Source organism: Croceibacterium soli, assembly GCF_009828065.1.
In the GTDB taxonomy this organism is placed as follows: Bacteria; Pseudomonadota; Alphaproteobacteria; order Sphingomonadales; family Sphingomonadaceae; genus Croceibacterium_B; species Croceibacterium_B soli.
Map to the genome: position 1 here is coordinate 108,002 of NZ_WTYK01000001.1, position 14,603 is coordinate 122,604.

A 14,603-nucleotide genomic window follows, 5' to 3' on the forward strand; every position below is an offset into this window, starting at 1 on the left:
GCCCGGGCCCAATAAGACGGAGCACACCGGCATGCAATTGCGCTTTCTACCAAAAGCGCCCCGCATCCGGCGAGTAACAAATTGTCGTAGAAAAGAAACGCGCGGCGCTCGCTACCTGCGAGAGCCGCGCGTTCTCATTTGCATGCGAAGATCAGCGCCTTAGCGCACGCGTCCACGCTGAATGAGGTTGACGATCGCCAGCAGGATGATCGCACCGAGGACGGCGATGATGAACGCGCCGAGGTCGAACGTCTGAATGCTGCCGCCGAAACCGAGCAGCGGGGCGAGCACTGCGTTGCCGAGAAGAGCCCCGATGATACCGACGATGATGTTCCACAGGATGCCCATCGAGGCGTCCCGGTTCATCACCAAGCTCGCTAGCCAGCCAGCCACGCCGCCGACGATGATCGCGATAATCCAGCCCATACTCCGCTCCTCCTGTTATCCGCCGCACTTTAGCGCCGCCCCCCTTCAACCGAGCGGCGGGGAATGCGTTCCCTGGCGCGGATTCGCGCGAGTCGTGCGAAAGCACACGGTCCCGGTCGCCGGGGCCGTGTGCTTGAGGTCGGAGCCCGCGGAGGCGGTTCAGTACTTCAGCTGGCGTTCGTAGAGATCGCGGTAGTGCTGGATGCGCGTGACGCGCAGGCCCTGCATGCCGGAACGGTCGACGGCGCGCTGCCAGGAGGCGAACTCCTCGAGCGTGAGGTTGTAGCGCTCGAGAACCTCGTCGATCGTCAGCAGGCCGCCATTCACGGCGGCGACCACTTCCGCCTTGCGCCGCACCACCCACCGCTTGGTTTCGGGCGAAGGCAAATCGTTAACGGTCAGCGGCTCGCCGAGCGGGCCGATCACCTGTGCAGGGCGGATTTTCTGGTTCTCGATCATGTACTTTCCCGGCCGTCTCGCGCGGCGCCGTTCGTTCGGCAGCGAGTGATGGCGGCGCCCGGTTTGCCATCTGCTGAATCATCAAGGTTAACGGCGCGTTCACTTTTTCCGAGCGCCGCGATGTGGTGGGCAGACCCGGCGCGGCCCCCGCTGCCGCCGGCGATCGCCGACCTCAGCTCGCGCGCGGCATTCAATTGCGCCAGCAGCTCGGGCCAGGTGATCCGCCGCAGCCCATCCTGCCCGCCCGTCGAGCGATCTCGCGCGGGGCGCGGTTGAGCGGTCGTGAACTTGCCCTGGAACATGGCTATCGCCCTACCGCAAGAATGGTCAATATCCGGTAAAACACAGGCTTAGCCCGGCGGAGGGAGCCTTTGCGGTAATGGCGCCAAGGGTGTATGGGCGCCGCGAAATGCCCGACGCCGCCCTTCTCGATCGCCCCGCCGCGCTGTTCGACCTGCCGCGCCCGGCCGCCGAGTGCCGCATCGTCGTCGCCATGTCGGGCGGCGTCGACAGCTCGGTCGTGGCCGCGCTCGCCGCCCAGAGCGGCGCCGAAGTGATCGGCATCACGCTGCAGCTGTACGACTATGGCGCCGCCACGGGGCGCAAGGGCGCCTGCTGCGCCGGCGACGACATCCGCGACGCGCGCGGAGTGGCCGACCGGCTCGGCTTCGCGCACTATGTGTTCGACCACGAAAGCGCCTTCCGCGAGGAAGTGGTCGAGCGCTTCGCCGACGATTACCTGGCCGGGCGCACCCCGATCCCCTGCATCCGCTGCAACATGGGCCCGAAGTTCACCGACCTGCTGCGCATGGCGCGCGAGTTGGGCGCCGACTGCCTGGCCACCGGGCACTACGTCCGCCGCGTCGTCGGCCCCGCCGGCCCGGAGCTGCACCGGGCGCTCGATCCGGCACGCGACCAGTCCTACTTCCTCTACGGCACGACCGAGGAACAGCTCGGTTACTTGCGCTTCCCGCTCGGCGGCCTGCCGAAGCAGGACGTGCGCCGCATCGCCGGCGAGTTCGGCCTGTCGGTCGCCGCCAAGCCGGACAGCCAGGACATCTGCTTCGTGCCCGACGGCGACTATGCGCGGATCGTCAAGGCTGTGCGCCCCGAAGGCGCTCGCCCGGGCCGCATCGTCCATGCCGAGACCGGCGAGGCTCTGGGCGAACACCGCGGAGTGATCCATTACACCGTCGGCCAGCGGCGCGGCCTGGAGATCGGCGGCCAGGCCGAGCCGCTCTACGTCGTGGCCATCGATGCGCAGACGGCGGAAGTGCGGGTCGGTCCGCGGCGCATGCTGGCGGTGGGGTCGGCGCGGATCGTCGAAACCAACCGCATCGGTCCGCTGCCGGACGAGCCGCTCACGGCCAAAGTCCGCTCCCTGGCCAAGCCCGTGCCTGTCGTGCTGGACGGGACGTTCGGAGGCGGGGCAGCCACGACCATCCGCTTCGCCGAGCCCGAGTACGGCGTCGCGCCCGGGCAGGCGGCAGTGATCTATGCCGGGGACCGCGTGGTCGGCGGCGGCTGGATCGAGGACACCGAGCCCTACCCGTCCCAGGGCTCCAGCACGCAGCCGTAGCCCTCGCGGAAGCGGGCGGTCTCGCTGGCGACGAGCGGGACATAAGCGGTGACGCTGCGCTCCTCTTCGTCCTCGCTGAGGAACACCGCTTCCATACCGGGCTCGAAGTCCTTCTCGCAGTCCTCCAGGCTCCGGCCGGCGACATGGCGGCAGGAACAGCCGGAGCGCGCGGCTACAGCCGCTCCGGTGCCGGCATAGCCCTGGATCGGCGTGCGGTAGAACCAGGCGAGGACCACCCCTGCCAGCAGGAGCACGAGCGCCACCTTGAGCCAGGTCGGGCGGCGGCGCGCACCTCTCGGGGCCGAGCTTGTCTTTGCGGTTGCCATGCTGTCCTGCCTGGGAGATGGAGGCGCGCCAATGCCGCGCCGCGCTTTCCCTAGCTTCGCCTCAGCCATGCTGCCAGCCCTTCTGCTGGCGGTGCTTCTGCTAGCCGCCTGCGGCGACGCGGGCCCGCCGCCGGAGCCGCCCCTCCCGCCCGGCGCGCTGGAAGCGGTGAGAGAGGCTCCCGGCGTGCAGCGCGAGAAGCTCGCCCGGGCCGTGGATGCACTGTTCAGCCGGGAGGACATCGGCGAAACGCGCGCGCTGCTGGTGCTGCACAAGGGCGAAGTGGCTGCGGAACGCTATGGTGAGGGCTACGGTCCGGAGACCCGCTTCCTCGGCTGGTCGATGTCGAAGACGGTCACTGCCGTGATGATGGGCGCCCTCGTGGCCGAAGGGCGGCTGCGGCTGGACGATTCGCCGCCGATCCCTGCCTGGCAGCGTGCCGGCGACCCGCGCGGCGAGATCACCCTGCGGCAACTGCTGCAGATGCGCTCCGGCCTGCGGCACGAAGAGAAGGCCGAGCCGGTCTATGACTCGCCCGAAGTGCGCATGCTGTTCCTCGACGGGCGCGACGACATGGCGGCATGGGCGGAGGCGCAGCCGCTGGAGCACGAAGCCGGCGCGGTGTTCGCCTACTCGACCCCCACGGGCGTGATCCTGGCGGACATCGCCGCACGCGTGCTGGCTCCACACGGCGGAGCCGATGCGCGCCAGCGGGCAGTGGCGGAGTTCTTCGCCTCGCGGGTCTCCGGGCCGCTCGGCGCGCCCTCCTTCACCCCGGAATACGATGCCGCCGGGACGATGACCGGCGGCAGCATGATCTGGGCCAACGCCCGCGACTGGGCGAAGTTCGGCGAGATGCTGCGGCACAAGGGATCGGTGAAAGGCGCGCAGCTGGTCCCCCGCGCCTGGATCGAGTTCATGCTGCGCCCGAACCCCCGCGCGCCGGACTACGGGGCGATGGTCTGGCTCAACCGCGATTCGGAGACGGACCGCGACGTGCTATTCGCCGACGAAGGCCCGGCGGATGCCTTCGCGGCCGTCGGCCACCTGGGGCAATACGTGATCGTCTCGCCTTCGCAGGGCCTGACGATCGTGCGTCTCGGCAAGACCGACCAGGAGCAGCGGGAGGCGCTGGTCGATGCGCTGGCGGAGATCGCCGCGCTTTACCCCGGAAGGTAGAACCGCCCCTCCACCACCGTGACGCAGTCGCCGCCGAGCCAGGCGACGTCGCCCTCCAGCCGGCAGGCGACATCGCCGCCGCGGCGGGAGGCCTGGTGCGCGGTGAAAGCGGCGCGGCCGAGCCGGGCGGCCCAGAACGGCGTCAGCGCCGCGTGGGCGGAGCCGGTCACGCTGTCCTCGTCCACCCCGCCGCCGGGCACGAACACGCGGCTGACGACGTCGGTGCGGCTGCCGGGCGCGGTGCAGATGAACTGGTCGTGGCCCAGCGCGCCGAGCCCGCGCAGGTCGGGATCGAGGGCGCGGACCTGCTCCTCGCTGTCGAACAGGTAGATGCCGTAACCATCGGGGTTGCGCCAGACTTCGCGCGGCTGCGCGCCGAGCAGCGCGACCGCTTCCGGCCAGTCGCCCGGCTCGGTGGCGATCGCCGGCAGCGCCAGTTCGTACCCGCCGCCGGCCATGCGGCGCACCTCCAGCAGGCCCGCCTTGCGGGTGCGGAAGGTCACCCGCTCGCCGCCGTCGCGGCCAAGCAGGACATGGCCCGATGCCAGCGTCGCATGGCCGCACAGGCGGATTTCCATCTCCGGCGTGAACCAGCGCAACTCCCATTCGGCCGCGCCAGTCTCATCCTTCACCACGTAAGCCGTTTCCGCGAACATGTTCTCCTCGGCGATGGCCTGCAGGACTTCGTCCGGCAGCCACGCCTCCAGCGGCATCACGGCCGCCTGGTTGCCCGTGAACGGGCGCGAGGCGAATGCATCGACATGCCAGTACGGCAGGCTGCTAGCGGTCATGGCTTTTCTCCAGCTTGTCGAATTCGTCGGCCTCGGCGAGCTGGTTGCCCGGATGGTCGACATGGCCTTCGGGATCGATATGGATCAGCAGTTCCATGCGCGGGAACTCGCGGCACAAGTCCTGCTCGACCCGTTCGATGATGTCGTGGGCCTCCCCCACGCTCATCGCCGCCGGCAAGTCTACGTGGAACTGCACGAAGTCCCGGTCCCCCGACGTGCGCGTGCGCAGATCGTGCAGCTTGCTCAGCTCCGGGTGCCGCGCAGCCAGCTCGACGAAGCGCAGCCGCTTCTCCTCCGGCCATTCGCGGTCCATCAGGTTGTCGACCGCGTCCCGCGAGGCGCGCCAAGCGCCCCACAGCAGCCAGACGGCTATGGCCAGCCCGAACAGCGGATCCGCCCGCGAAAGCCCGAGGTACTGGTCGAGCACCAGGGCAACGATGACCGCGAGGTTCAGCAGCAAGTCCGACTGGTAGTGCACGTTGTCGGTACGGATCGCCAGCGAGCCGGTCTTGCGGATAACATGCCGCTGCCAAGCCAGCAGGGCCAAAGTGCCGAGGATCGCCAGCACCGAGACGGCGATCCCCTGGTCCGCCGCTTCGGTGCGCCCGCCCTCGATCAGCCCGGTGACGGCGCGGAACGCGATGCCGCCGGCCGACAGGACGATCAGGATGACCTGAAACATCGCCGCGAGCGCTTCAGCCTTGCCGTGCCCGAACCGGTGGTCCTCGTCCGCCGGCATTGCCGCCACCCACACGCCGATCAGAGTCGCAAAGCTGGCGACAAAGTCCAGCAAGGTATCGGCGAGGCTGCCTAGCATCGCCGTCGAGCCGGTCCGCCAGACCGCCCAGCTCTTGAGCACGGTCAGGAACACCGCCATCGCGATCGAAGCATAGGCAGCGCTGCGCGTCAGCCGGGCGCGGGCTTCGGGCGACTGGCTCACGGGTAAAGCAGCGTGCTGGCCCAACCGTCGCCCTCCCGGGTGAAACGGCGGCGTTCATGCAGCCGTCCCGGCCGGTCGATCCAGAACTCGATCGCTTCGGGCAGGAGACGAAAGCCCGTCCAGTGCGGCGGCCGAGGGATTTGCTGCCCCTCGTAACGCACAGCCAGTTCCTCCACCCGCTCCACATAAGTCCGGCGCGAATCCAGCGGCCGCGACTGGTCCGAAGCGGCCGAGCCGAGCTGCGAGACGCGCGCCCGTGAATGGAAGTAGGCATCGGCATCGGCCGCGCTGACCTCGCTCAGCGGTCCTTCGATGCGGATCTGGCGGCGCAGGCTCTTCCAATGGAACAGCAGCGCCGCATGGGGATTGGCGGCGATCTCCTGCCCCTTGCGGCTCTGGGCATTGGTGTAGAACACGAAACCACCGGCCCCGTGGCCCTTCAGCAGCACCATGCGGACCGACGGCCGGCCGTCCGGCGTGGCGGTGGCGAGCGCCATCGCGTTCGGATCGTTCGGCTCCGCTTCCGCCGCCTCGGCGAACCAGCGGTCGAACAGCGCCAGCGGCTCGCCGTGCGGCAAAGCGTCCTGTTCAGCGTCCACGTACGGTGCCTAATAAGAGCGGCGCGGTGTCGCGGCTCGTGCTGTAGCTGCCGATGTTCATGCGAAATGTCCCTACCGCTTGCCCGCGCAGGAGAAAAGGCCGCCGCCCGCCTGCATTCTTGCTAAGCGTCGGCGAACTACCTAGCTGACACACCATGGCCGATCCGTACTCGACCCTGGGCGTGGCGCGCAATGCGAGCGAGAAGGACATCAAGTCCGCCTATCGCAAGCTCGCCAAGGAGCTCCACCCTGACAGGAACAAGGACAACCCGCGTGCATCGGAGCGTTTCTCCGAAGTCACGCGCGCTTACGACCTGCTGTCCGACAAGGACAAGCGGGCGCAGTTCGACCGTGGCGAGATCGATGCCGACGGCAACCCGGCGATGCCCTTCGGCATGGGCGGCGGCGGCTTCGGCCGCGGTCCGCAAGGGCGCCCAGGCGCGCAGGGCGGTTTTTCGGCGCAGGACTTCGAAGGCTTCGCCGGTGCCGACGGCGTCGACCTCGGCGATCTGTTCGAAGGCCTGTTCAACCGCGGCGGAATGGGCGGCGCGCGCACCGCCGGCCGCCGGCCGCCCCCGCCGCGAACAGGTGCCAACGTGCAGTACCGCCTGCGCGTGCCGTTCACCGACGCCGCGACGCTCCAGCCGCAGCGGATCACCCTGGCCGACGGCAAGACGATCGACCTCAAGCTGCCCGCCGGTGTCGAGGACGGCACCCAGATGCGCCTCAAGGGCAAAGGCGAACCCGGCCCTGGCGGCCATGGCGACGCCCTGGTGACGATATCGATCGAGCCCCACCCCTTCTTCCGCCGCGACGGCGACGACGTGCGGGTCGACCTGCCGATCACGCTCGACGAGGCGGTCGGCGGAGCGAAAGTGAAAGTGCCGACGGTCGAAGGCCCGGTGATGCTGACGGTCGCGCCCGGCTCCGGCTCCGGCAAAGTCCTGCGGCTGAAAGGCCGGGGCTTCAGCAAGAAGGGCGGCGGGCGCGGCGACCAGCTGGTTACCATCGAGATCGACCTGCCCGAAGACGTGTCCGAGCTCGCCGGCAAGCTGGAGGGCTGGCGCGATCCGCGGAACGTGCGCGCCAAGCTGGGCGTTTGACCCGCCGGCGCGCAAGGCCTGCGAGACGCGACGGCCCGAGACCGCCTGACAGGTATCGGAGCCGATGACCGCCCAGCTCATTCCCGACCAGGACAAGCACGGCCCCCCGGTCGAGGACCTCTCTCCCGAGGCGCGGCGCCGGGCCGCTCTGCTGCACAAAGCCGGCTTCCAGCGGCAAGTACGCCGCGCTGTCGGGCCGGGCACGCGCTTCTTCGAGATCTTCAAGCGGGTGCTCGTCGGCACCTATAACGACGGCTTCATCCACGCCGGCAACCTGGCCTATATGTCGGTCCTGGCGATCTTCCCCTTCTTCATCACCGGCGCGGCGATGTTCTCCTTGATCGGCGAGGAGAGCGAGCGCGCGGCTTCGATCAATGCGGTCCTCTACGCCCTTCCCCCGGTGGTCGGCGACGTGATCGGGCCGGTGGCGCGCAACGTGATCGAGCAGCGCAGCGGCTGGCTGCTGTGGGCGGGAGGCCTGGTGGGCCTGTGGACCGTCGGCAGCCTGGTCGAGACGATCCGCGACATGCTCCGCCGGGCCTATGGAACCCAGCCGACCGCCGCTTTCTGGAAGTACCGCCTGTTCTCGACCGGGATCATCCTCATCGCCGTCGTGCTGCTGCTCCTGAGCCTGATCGCGCAGGTCCTGATCGGCGCCGCGCAGGAAGTGATCGAAATCTACTTCCCCGACCTGAACGACCTGCTGAGCGCGCTGGCGCTGTCTCGCCTGGTGCCGGCATTCGGCCTGTTCGGATCGCTCTACCTGCTGTTCTACACCTTGACCCCGCATGCCTATCGCAACCGGCGCTACCCGAAATGGCCCGGCGCACTGCTCGTCACCTTGTGGTGGATCATGGTCACGATCTTCCTGCCCCCGCTGCTGCGGACGGTGTTCAGCTATGATCTGACGTACGGTTCGCTGGCCGGCATGATGATCGTGCTGTTCTTTTTCTGGCTGATCGGCCTAGGGATGGTTATGGGCGCCGAACTCAACGCGGCCCTGGCCGAAACCCCGGAGGAAGAGGAAGACTGCCGGGGGGTCGGCGGGAAGCTTCCGGCCGGTAACGAGAAAGTGGAGGAGAATAGCGCATGAGCGGTCTGATGGACGGCAAGCGCGGGCTGATCATGGGGTTGGCCAACGACAAGTCGCTGGCCTGGGGCATCGCGCAGAAACTGCGCGAGCACGGCGCGGAGCTGGCCTTCTCCTACCAGGGGGAAGCGCTCGGCAAGCGGGTGAAGCCGCTGGCCGAACAGCTGGGTTCCGATTTCACCTTCGAATGCGACGTCTCCGACATGGCGGCGCTCGACGATGCTTTCGCCACGCTCAAGCAGCGCTGGGACACCATCGACTTCGTGGTCCATGCGATCGGCTTCTCCGACAAGAACGAGCTGCGCGGGCATTACGTCGACACCAGCCTGGAAAACTTCCTGCTGACGATGAACATCTCGGCCTACTCGCTGGTGGCCGTGACCCGGCGCGCCCGCGAGATGATGCCCAACGGCGGATCGATCCTGACGCTGAGCTACTACGGCGCCGAGAAGGTCGTCCCGCACTACAACGTGATGGGCGTCGCCAAGGCCGCGCTGGAGACCAGCGTCAAGTACCTGGCCAACGACCTCGGCCCGGAGAACATCCGCGTCAACGCGATCAGCGCCGGCCCGATCAAGACCCTCGCCGCCAGCGGGATCGGCGACTTCCGCTACATCCTCAAGTGGAACGAGCTGAACTCCCCTCTGCGGCGCAACGTCACCATCGACGATGTCGGCGGAGCAGGCCTGTACATGCTGAGCGACCTGGCCAGCGGCGTGACCGGCGAAGTGCACCACGTCGACGCCGGGTACCACGTGGTCGGCATGAAACAGGAAGACGCACCGGATATCGCGCTGGTTTGAGGCGACCGTAGGCCGAGCTCATCAACCGCCCGGCGGCAAGATCCAGGCCTTTCGATAGATTCGTCGCCGCTCCTCAGGCGCGATCTATCCGGCCATGCGCAGCGGCTGCACGTCCGCCGGGGCAACCGGCTGATCCGGCCAGATCCCGCGAGTGTCGTAGACAACCTTGGCGGCGCGCTCGGCGAGCGGAACCGACTTGAAGACATCGTGGTCCACCAGGACGATCATGATCCTGCAATCCTCGATCGCCGTATCTACGTCGATCTGCCGAGCTCCTGTTCCTTCGAACTCGCGCGGCAGTTTGGCTGCGAAAGGCTCAACGATGTGGATGCGCTCGCCAAACTTGCGAGCGAGCGTAGCGGCCACGAGACGGGCCGGGCTTTCGCGGAAATCGTCGATGTTCGCCTTGAAGGCCAGGCCCAGGCAGGCGACTTTTGCCTGCGGATGGGCTTCCACGAGCTTCGTTGCGCGGGCGATGACGTGGTGGATCTTGCTGTCGTTGACGCCGCGCGCGGTGCGGATCAGCGGGGTTTCGTCCGGTGCCCCGTTGACGATGAACCAGGGATCGACCGCGATGCAGTGCCCGCCCACGCCCGGGCCGGGCGAGAGGATGTTCACGCGCGGGTGCCGGTTGGCGAGGCGGATCACCTCCCACACGTCGAGTCCCATTTTGTCGGCGACGATCGAGAGCTCGTTGGCGAAGGCGATGTTGACGTCGCGGTAGGCGTTCTCGACCAGCTTGGTCATCTCGGCCGAGCGCGCGTCGGTGGTGACGCACTCGGCGCGTACGAAGCGCTTGTAGAACGATAGCGCCTTGCGCGCGCAACGCGGGGTGATGCCGCCGATCGAGCGGTCGTTGTTGATCAGCTCCTCAAGGATGCGGCCCGGCAAGACGCGCTCGGGGCAATAGGCGATAGCGACGTCCGGCGTGCCGTCGCAGCGGCCGGGGAGCGCCAGATCGGAGCGTACAGCGGCTATCGCATCGCGCACCTGCTCGGTCGTACCGACCGGCGAGGTCGACTCCAGGATCACCGTGTCGCCGGGCTTGAGCACTTCCGCGAGGCTCCTGGCAGCGGCGAGCACGTACGAGATATCGGGCGTATGCCGCCCGTCCTTGTGAAAGGGCGTCGGCACCGCGATGACGAAGACATCGGCCGGCTCGATCTTGGTCCCCGCCCGCAGCAGGCCCCGCTGGACCACGCCGTGCACCAGCCCGTCGAGATCCACTTCCTCGATGTGGATTTCGCCGCGGTTGATGGTCTGCACGACCGTCTCGCTGACGTCGACCCCGAGCACGCGCATCCCCGTGCGGGCGATGACGGCAGCCGTGGGCAACCCGATATAGCCGAGGCCGATGACCGATACAGAGGGCAGGTTCTCGCCGCGCATGAACGTCTTTCCGATAGATTGCCGTTGATCGCGTGCCTAAGTGCCGGGAAGTGAAGATATTGGTAACGCTGTCAGGGCAAACGCGCGGCAGCGCACCGCATCGCTGGGGAACGACATGCATATTCTGGTGACCGGCGCCGCAGGCTTCATCGGGTCCGCCGTGGCCGAACGGCTGCTCGCGCGTGGGGATTCGGTCGTTGGGATCGACAACTGCAACGACTACTATCCTGTCGCCTTGAAGGAGGCGCGGATTGCACGGGTCTGCGCGGCGCCCGGTGCAGAGCGGTTCGCGTTCCGCGAGGCAGACTTCAGCCGTATGGACGAGCTCGAGAGCGCCCTCCGTGGCCGCGCGTTCGATGGTATCGTCCACCTCGGCGCACAGCCGGGCGTCCGTTACTCGATCGAGAACCCGCATGCCTACGCGCAGGCGAACCTGGTCGGCCACCTCAACATGCTGGAGTTCGCCCGGCGCCACGAACCGCGGCACATGGTCTATGCCAGCTCCAGTTCGGTCTACGGCGGGAATGCGAAAGTGCCGTTCTCGGTCGATGACCGGGTGGATCATCCTTACTCGCTCTACGCCGCCACCAAGAAGGCCGACGAGCTGATGAGCGAGACTTACGCGCACCTCTACCGCCTTCCGCTCACAGGCTTGCGGTTCTTCACGGTCTATGGACCGTGGGGACGGCCCGACATGATGCCGTGGATATTCACCGGCAAGATCCTGCGCGGCGAGCCCATCCCTGTGTTCAACAACGGCGAGATGAGCCGCGATTTCACGTACATCGACGACATCGTCGACGGAGTCGTCGCCAGCCTCGACCACCCGCCCGCAGATGACGGCACCGCGAAACCGGGCGGCAGCGTGGCGCCCCATGCGATCTACAACATCGGCAACAACCGCCCCGAGCCGCTAATGAAGGTGATCGGCATCATCGAGGAGGCCTGCGGACGCAAAGCCTTGATCGACATGCAGCCGATGCAGGCGGGTGACGTGCCGCGCACCTACGCGGACATCGACGCGATCCAGAAGGACCTCGGGTACGCGCCGACCACTCCGGTGGAGCAGGGCTTCCCGCGCTTCGTGGACTGGTTCAAGACCCACCACGGGCTTTCCTGATCTCGCTTAGCCGGCGAGCAGTTCCATTATGCGCGCGGCGGTCTTGCCGTCGCCGAAAGGATTGTGCGCGCGGGCCATCGCGGCGTAGGCGGCTTCGTCGTCAAGCAGCCGCTCCGCCTCGGCGACGATGCGGTCCGCATCGGTGCCGACGAGCTTCGCCGTGCCGGCCTCCACGCCCTCGGGCCGCTCGGTGGTCTCGCGCATGACGAGGACCGGCTTGCCGAGTGCGGGCGCTTCCTCCTGCACGCCGCCGCTGTCCGTCAGCATCAGCGTGCAGATATCGAGCAGGCGCGCGAAATGCGGGTAGTCGAGCGGCTCGATCAGCGCGACGTTATCAAGCCCAGCTAGCTCGGCGTCCATCACCTGCCGGACGTTCGGATTGAGGTGAACGGGAAAGACGATCGCCACGTCATCGCGCGCGGCCAGGCGGCGAATGGCGGCAGCGATGGACTGCATACCCTCGCCGAAATTCTCCCGCCGATGGCTGGTGACGCCGACAATGCGCTTACCTGCGAAGCGTTGCTCAAGTTCCGCCAAGCCGGCTGCAAGTTCCCGCTCCTCGGCGATGCGAGCGGTGATCCAGTGCAGCGCGTCGATCACGGTGTTGCCGGTGACGTGGACCGCAGTCGGATCGACATTCTCGCGCCGCAGGGCGGCCGCCGCCGTCTCGGTCGGCGCGCAATGGAGGGCGGCGATCGTGCCGATGATCTTGCGGTTGACCTCTTCCGGCCAGGGATGGTGGATGTTGCCGCTACGTAGACCTGCCTCGACATGAGCGACGGGGATCTTGCGGTAATAAGCGGCTAGCGCGCCCGCCATCGCGGTGGCCGTATCGCCTTGGACGACCACCCAGTCCGGCGTTTCCTCGTCCATCACGCGGCCGAGGCCGGTGAGCAGGTTCGCCGTGAGTCCGTCGAGCGTCTGGTCCGGCTGCATCAGGTCGAGATCATGATGCGGGACGATGCCCGATATCGCGAGGACCTGATCGAGCATCCCGCGGTGCTGCGCGCTGACGCACACCCGGCTGACGAACCGCGCGTCGCCCTGCAGGGCATGAAGCAACGGGAACAGCTTGATCGCTTCGGGCCGTGTGCCGAAGACGGTGAGAATACGCCGGGGTTCGCTCATCCGCAGAGCCCTACCCCGACTTCGTTAATCGCGCGCTTACGCGGTCACTGCCCCTGAGTTGCGGCGGGGGCCGGCGCGGTCTCGCCGGCTTCTTCGCGGCGCACGCGCTCCATGTATTGGCGCTCGAGCTCCTCGACGCGGGCCTGCGTCGCCGCGGCTTCTTCGTCGATCGTGGACAGGCGCTCGGCGCGGGCCTGTGCGATCAGCTCGGCGAAGCGGACGTTGCTGGAGCCGGCCCTTTCGGCATAGGCGGCTTCGATCATCTGGGCGGTGCAGCCCAGTTCCCCGCCGGCGCCGACCGGTGTGCAGGAGAGAGGACCGAAATTGCCCACGGCCTCGAACGACTTCACGCGACTGGCCCAAGATTCGTTCGCCGGATCCTCGCTCTGACGCAGGGATTCGGGGATGCGGTAGCGTTCGCCTTCGTCGAGACGCGCGCAGACGGTGATCTCCTCACCGGTGGAAACCGGGCATTCGTCGTCGCCGTAGATGATCAGCGTGTTGACCCGCTCCTCGCCGGCGCCTTGCGCCGCAGCTGGCGAGGAGGTCAACGCCAGGCCGAGAGCGACGAGCGGAAGGGCGAGCAGGCGTTTCATCGTGTCTATCCTTCGGTGCGGGCAAGGCCGATTTGAGGCCCCGCCCGGTGAACCCATTATGAAGCGCACGGCCGGGCCGCCCGGTTCCGCGTCAGATCTTCTCCGAGAGGCGGATGGCCGCACGGCAGCCGAAGCGGATCGCCGCCGAGAGCAGCGGAAAGGCCGGCGCGTTCTCGGCACCGGCGGCGAGCGCCGCATCGCGGTGGGCGCGCTCGTCCTCGCGGAACTCGACGATCATGGCGGCGAGCTCGGGATCGTCACCGTCGCGCTCCAGCTCGTCCAGCTGCCGGCTGTAGTGCCGGTCGATCTCTTCCTCGACCGCGGCCGTGCAGGCCATCGCCGCTTCCGGGCCGATCAGCGCGGTGGCGGCGCCGAGCGCATAACCGGCCGCGGACCAGATCGGCTGCAGCGCAGTCGGCCTTGTGCCGCGGCGCGCCAGGAGCGCGTTGAACTTGGCCAGGTGCCCGGCCTCCTCCTCCGCCATCGCGCGGATCTCCGCCGAATGCGGGCCGCGATCGCCCATGACCGCCAGTTGCCCGGCGTAGATGCGGGTCGCGCCGTATTCGCCGGCGTGGTCAACGCGGATCATCGTCGAGCGGTCCCTGATCATGCCGGCCGTTTTCCCAGAAGCACGAAGATGGTGATAGCGGAAATGCTCGAGATCAGGAAGTTCCACCCCGCCAGCGACACGCCGGCCAGGCTCCACTGCACCTGATCGCAGCGCACGATCGGTGCATTCATGATCGCCTCCAGCGGGTCACCCTCACCCAGGGCGACGCTGCCGCAAGTGGTGATCCCTTCCCACCAGCCGTATTCGACGCCCGCGTGGAAGCCGCCGATCAGTCCCGAGATCAGGATCGCGACGCCGGCCAGGGCGATCCACAGCCGCTTGGGCGCCGCCACGGTGGAGAGCAATGCCAGAGCGACCGCCGCAAAATGCGGATAGCGCTGCCACCAGCACATCTCGCACGGAAACAGGTCGAAGCCGTATTCCGATACGTAGGCCCCGGCGAGCAGGACCGCGGGAACGCCGAACGCCAGGCGCTGGGCGAGCTTCTCTGCCGGCGTCACGCGGGA

At 67.8% G+C, this 14,603-nt stretch carries 18 protein-coding genes; 6 read left to right on the forward strand and 12 right to left on the reverse strand.

Features of this window, described 5'->3' with window-relative positions; translation table 11 throughout:
* Window positions 1-159: 159 nt before the first annotated feature.
* The 3 genes from GRI75_RS00560 to GRI75_RS00570 form a co-directional block, all read right to left on the reverse strand.
* Window positions 160-426 carry a GlsB/YeaQ/YmgE family stress response membrane protein gene (locus tag GRI75_RS00560; protein WP_160744998.1) on the reverse strand — a complete coding sequence of 89 codons (267 nt, stop codon included), beginning with the start codon at window positions 424-426 and terminating at the stop codon, window positions 160-162.
* 159 nt (window positions 427-585) lie between these two features.
* Entirely contained in the window at window positions 586-885 is a 300-nt protein-coding gene (gene sciP / locus GRI75_RS00565) for a CtrA inhibitor SciP (RefSeq protein WP_160744999.1), read from the reverse strand.
* Window positions 882-1,187, reverse strand: a complete 306-nt coding sequence (locus GRI75_RS00570) for a hypothetical protein (RefSeq protein WP_160745000.1) — start codon at window positions 1,185-1,187, stop codon at window positions 882-884. Before GRI75_RS00570 ends, sciP begins: the two co-directional genes overlap by 4 nt.
* Window positions 1,188-1,294: 107 nt before the next feature.
* Between GRI75_RS00570 and mnmA the strand changes: the two genes are divergently transcribed.
* On the forward strand, window positions 1,295-2,464 hold the full coding sequence (gene mnmA, locus GRI75_RS00575; RefSeq protein WP_202389514.1) for a tRNA 2-thiouridine(34) synthase MnmA: 1,170 nt from the start codon (window positions 1,295-1,297) through the stop codon (window positions 2,462-2,464).
* Here mnmA and GRI75_RS00580 read toward each other — a convergent pair.
* Window positions 2,431-2,790: a hypothetical protein gene (locus GRI75_RS00580; RefSeq protein WP_202389515.1), complete on the reverse strand. Its 360-nt coding sequence runs from the start codon at window positions 2,788-2,790 to the stop codon at window positions 2,431-2,433. The two genes, mnmA and GRI75_RS00580, sit on opposite strands and share 34 nt — an antisense overlap.
* A 67-nt stretch (window positions 2,791-2,857) precedes the next feature.
* Between GRI75_RS00580 and GRI75_RS00585 the strand changes: the two genes are divergently transcribed.
* Window positions 2,858-3,967 (forward strand): serine hydrolase domain-containing protein, encoded by a 1,110-nt coding sequence (locus tag GRI75_RS00585; RefSeq protein ID WP_235911086.1) that lies wholly within the window; start codon window positions 2,858-2,860, stop codon window positions 3,965-3,967.
* On the opposite strand, the gene GRI75_RS00590 is transcribed toward GRI75_RS00585, so the two are convergent.
* The 3 genes from GRI75_RS00590 to pdxH are packed head-to-tail and all read right to left on the reverse strand — an operon-like array spanning window position 3,952 to window position 6,297.
* A complete protein-coding gene (locus GRI75_RS00590; RefSeq protein WP_160745003.1) occupies window positions 3,952-4,758 on the reverse strand; it encodes a PhzF family phenazine biosynthesis protein in 807 nt (268 codons plus the stop codon). The genes GRI75_RS00585 and GRI75_RS00590 overlap by 16 nt on opposite strands.
* On the reverse strand, window positions 4,748-5,698 hold the full coding sequence (locus GRI75_RS00595; RefSeq protein WP_328597892.1) for a cation diffusion facilitator family transporter: 951 nt from the start codon (window positions 5,696-5,698) through the stop codon (window positions 4,748-4,750). The genes GRI75_RS00590 and GRI75_RS00595 overlap by 11 nt, the downstream gene beginning before the upstream one ends.
* Complete coding sequence (gene pdxH, locus GRI75_RS00600; RefSeq protein ID WP_160745004.1) at window positions 5,695-6,297, reverse strand: pyridoxamine 5'-phosphate oxidase; 603 nt, start codon at window positions 6,295-6,297, stop codon at window positions 5,695-5,697. The genes GRI75_RS00595 and pdxH overlap by 4 nt, the downstream gene beginning before the upstream one ends.
* A 155-nt stretch (window positions 6,298-6,452) precedes the next feature.
* Between pdxH and GRI75_RS00605 the strand changes: the two genes are divergently transcribed.
* From GRI75_RS00605 to fabI, 3 genes are all read left to right on the forward strand, one after another.
* Window positions 6,453-7,400, forward strand: coding sequence for a DnaJ C-terminal domain-containing protein (locus GRI75_RS00605; protein WP_160745005.1), 948 nt, complete (start codon window positions 6,453-6,455; stop codon window positions 7,398-7,400).
* A 64-nt stretch (window positions 7,401-7,464) separates the two neighbouring features.
* Window positions 7,465-8,493: a YihY/virulence factor BrkB family protein gene (locus GRI75_RS00610; protein WP_160745006.1), complete on the forward strand. Its 1,029-nt coding sequence runs from the start codon at window positions 7,465-7,467 to the stop codon at window positions 8,491-8,493.
* The gene (gene fabI / locus GRI75_RS00615) at window positions 8,490-9,293 is read left to right on the forward strand and encodes an enoyl-ACP reductase FabI (RefSeq protein ID WP_160745007.1); all 804 of its coding nucleotides are present in this window, start codon (window positions 8,490-8,492) and stop codon (window positions 9,291-9,293) included. Before GRI75_RS00610 ends, fabI begins: the two co-directional genes overlap by 4 nt.
* A gap of 84 nt (window positions 9,294-9,377) precedes the next feature.
* Here fabI and wecC read toward each other — a convergent pair whose 3' ends face one another.
* Window positions 9,378-10,682 (reverse strand): UDP-N-acetyl-D-mannosamine dehydrogenase, encoded by a 1,305-nt coding sequence (gene wecC / locus GRI75_RS00620; protein ID WP_160745008.1) that lies wholly within the window; start codon window positions 10,680-10,682, stop codon window positions 9,378-9,380.
* Window positions 10,683-10,797: 115 nt separating this feature from the next.
* On the opposite strand from wecC, the gene GRI75_RS00625 reads away from it, so the two are divergent.
* Window positions 10,798-11,802 (forward strand): NAD-dependent epimerase/dehydratase family protein, encoded by a 1,005-nt coding sequence (locus GRI75_RS00625; RefSeq protein WP_160745009.1) that lies wholly within the window; start codon window positions 10,798-10,800, stop codon window positions 11,800-11,802.
* A gap of 6 nt (window positions 11,803-11,808) precedes the next feature.
* Here GRI75_RS00625 and wecB read toward each other — a convergent pair whose 3' ends face one another.
* The 4 genes from wecB to GRI75_RS00645 all read right to left on the reverse strand — a co-directional run bounded on the left by wecB (window position 11,809) and on the right by GRI75_RS00645 (window position 14,597).
* Window positions 11,809-12,930, reverse strand: coding sequence for a non-hydrolyzing UDP-N-acetylglucosamine 2-epimerase (gene wecB, locus GRI75_RS00630; protein WP_160745010.1), 1,122 nt, complete (start codon window positions 12,928-12,930; stop codon window positions 11,809-11,811).
* Window positions 12,931-12,974: 44 nt separating this feature from the next.
* Window positions 12,975-13,526, reverse strand: a complete 552-nt coding sequence (locus GRI75_RS00635) for a hypothetical protein (protein WP_160745011.1) — start codon at window positions 13,524-13,526, stop codon at window positions 12,975-12,977.
* 91 nt (window positions 13,527-13,617) lie between these two features.
* Window positions 13,618-14,136, reverse strand: coding sequence for a demethoxyubiquinone hydroxylase family protein (locus GRI75_RS00640; RefSeq protein WP_160745012.1), 519 nt, complete (start codon window positions 14,134-14,136; stop codon window positions 13,618-13,620).
* Complete coding sequence (locus GRI75_RS00645; protein ID WP_160745013.1) at window positions 14,133-14,597, reverse strand: disulfide bond formation protein B; 465 nt, start codon at window positions 14,595-14,597, stop codon at window positions 14,133-14,135. The genes GRI75_RS00640 and GRI75_RS00645 overlap by 4 nt, the downstream gene beginning before the upstream one ends.
* Window positions 14,598-14,603 lie beyond the last annotated feature (6 nt).

Excerpts from the sequence above, each read along its gene's own strand:
- GRI75_RS00560 (WP_160744998.1), bottom strand. The coding sequence starts at position 426 with ATGGGCTGGATTATCGCGATCATCGTCGGCGGCGTGGCTGGCTGGCTA.
- sciP (WP_160744999.1), bottom strand. The coding sequence starts at position 885 with ATGATCGAGAACCAGAAAATCCGCCCTGCACAGGTGATCGGCCCGCTC.
- GRI75_RS00570 (WP_160745000.1), bottom strand. The coding sequence starts at position 1,187 with ATGTTCCAGGGCAAGTTCACGACCGCTCAACCGCGCCCCGCGCGAGAT.
- mnmA (WP_202389514.1), top strand. The coding sequence starts at position 1,295 with ATGCCCGACGCCGCCCTTCTCGATCGCCCCGCCGCGCTGTTCGACCTG.
- GRI75_RS00580 (WP_202389515.1), bottom strand. The coding sequence starts at position 2,790 with ATGGCAACCGCAAAGACAAGCTCGGCCCCGAGAGGTGCGCGCCGCCGC.
- GRI75_RS00585 (WP_235911086.1), top strand. The coding sequence starts at position 2,858 with ATGCTGCCAGCCCTTCTGCTGGCGGTGCTTCTGCTAGCCGCCTGCGGC.
- GRI75_RS00590 (WP_160745003.1), bottom strand. The coding sequence starts at position 4,758 with ATGACCGCTAGCAGCCTGCCGTACTGGCATGTCGATGCATTCGCCTCG.
- GRI75_RS00605 (WP_160745005.1), top strand. The coding sequence starts at position 6,453 with ATGGCCGATCCGTACTCGACCCTGGGCGTGGCGCGCAATGCGAGCGAG.
- GRI75_RS00610 (WP_160745006.1), top strand. The coding sequence starts at position 7,465 with ATGACCGCCCAGCTCATTCCCGACCAGGACAAGCACGGCCCCCCGGTC.
- fabI (WP_160745007.1), top strand. The coding sequence starts at position 8,490 with ATGAGCGGTCTGATGGACGGCAAGCGCGGGCTGATCATGGGGTTGGCC.
- wecC (WP_160745008.1), bottom strand. The coding sequence starts at position 10,682 with ATGCGCGGCGAGAACCTGCCCTCTGTATCGGTCATCGGCCTCGGCTAT.
- GRI75_RS00625 (WP_160745009.1), top strand. The coding sequence starts at position 10,798 with ATGCATATTCTGGTGACCGGCGCCGCAGGCTTCATCGGGTCCGCCGTG.
- wecB (WP_160745010.1), bottom strand. The coding sequence starts at position 12,930 with ATGAGCGAACCCCGGCGTATTCTCACCGTCTTCGGCACACGGCCCGAA.
- GRI75_RS00635 (WP_160745011.1), bottom strand. The coding sequence starts at position 13,526 with ATGAAACGCCTGCTCGCCCTTCCGCTCGTCGCTCTCGGCCTGGCGTTG.
- GRI75_RS00640 (WP_160745012.1), bottom strand. The coding sequence starts at position 14,136 with ATGATCAGGGACCGCTCGACGATGATCCGCGTTGACCACGCCGGCGAA.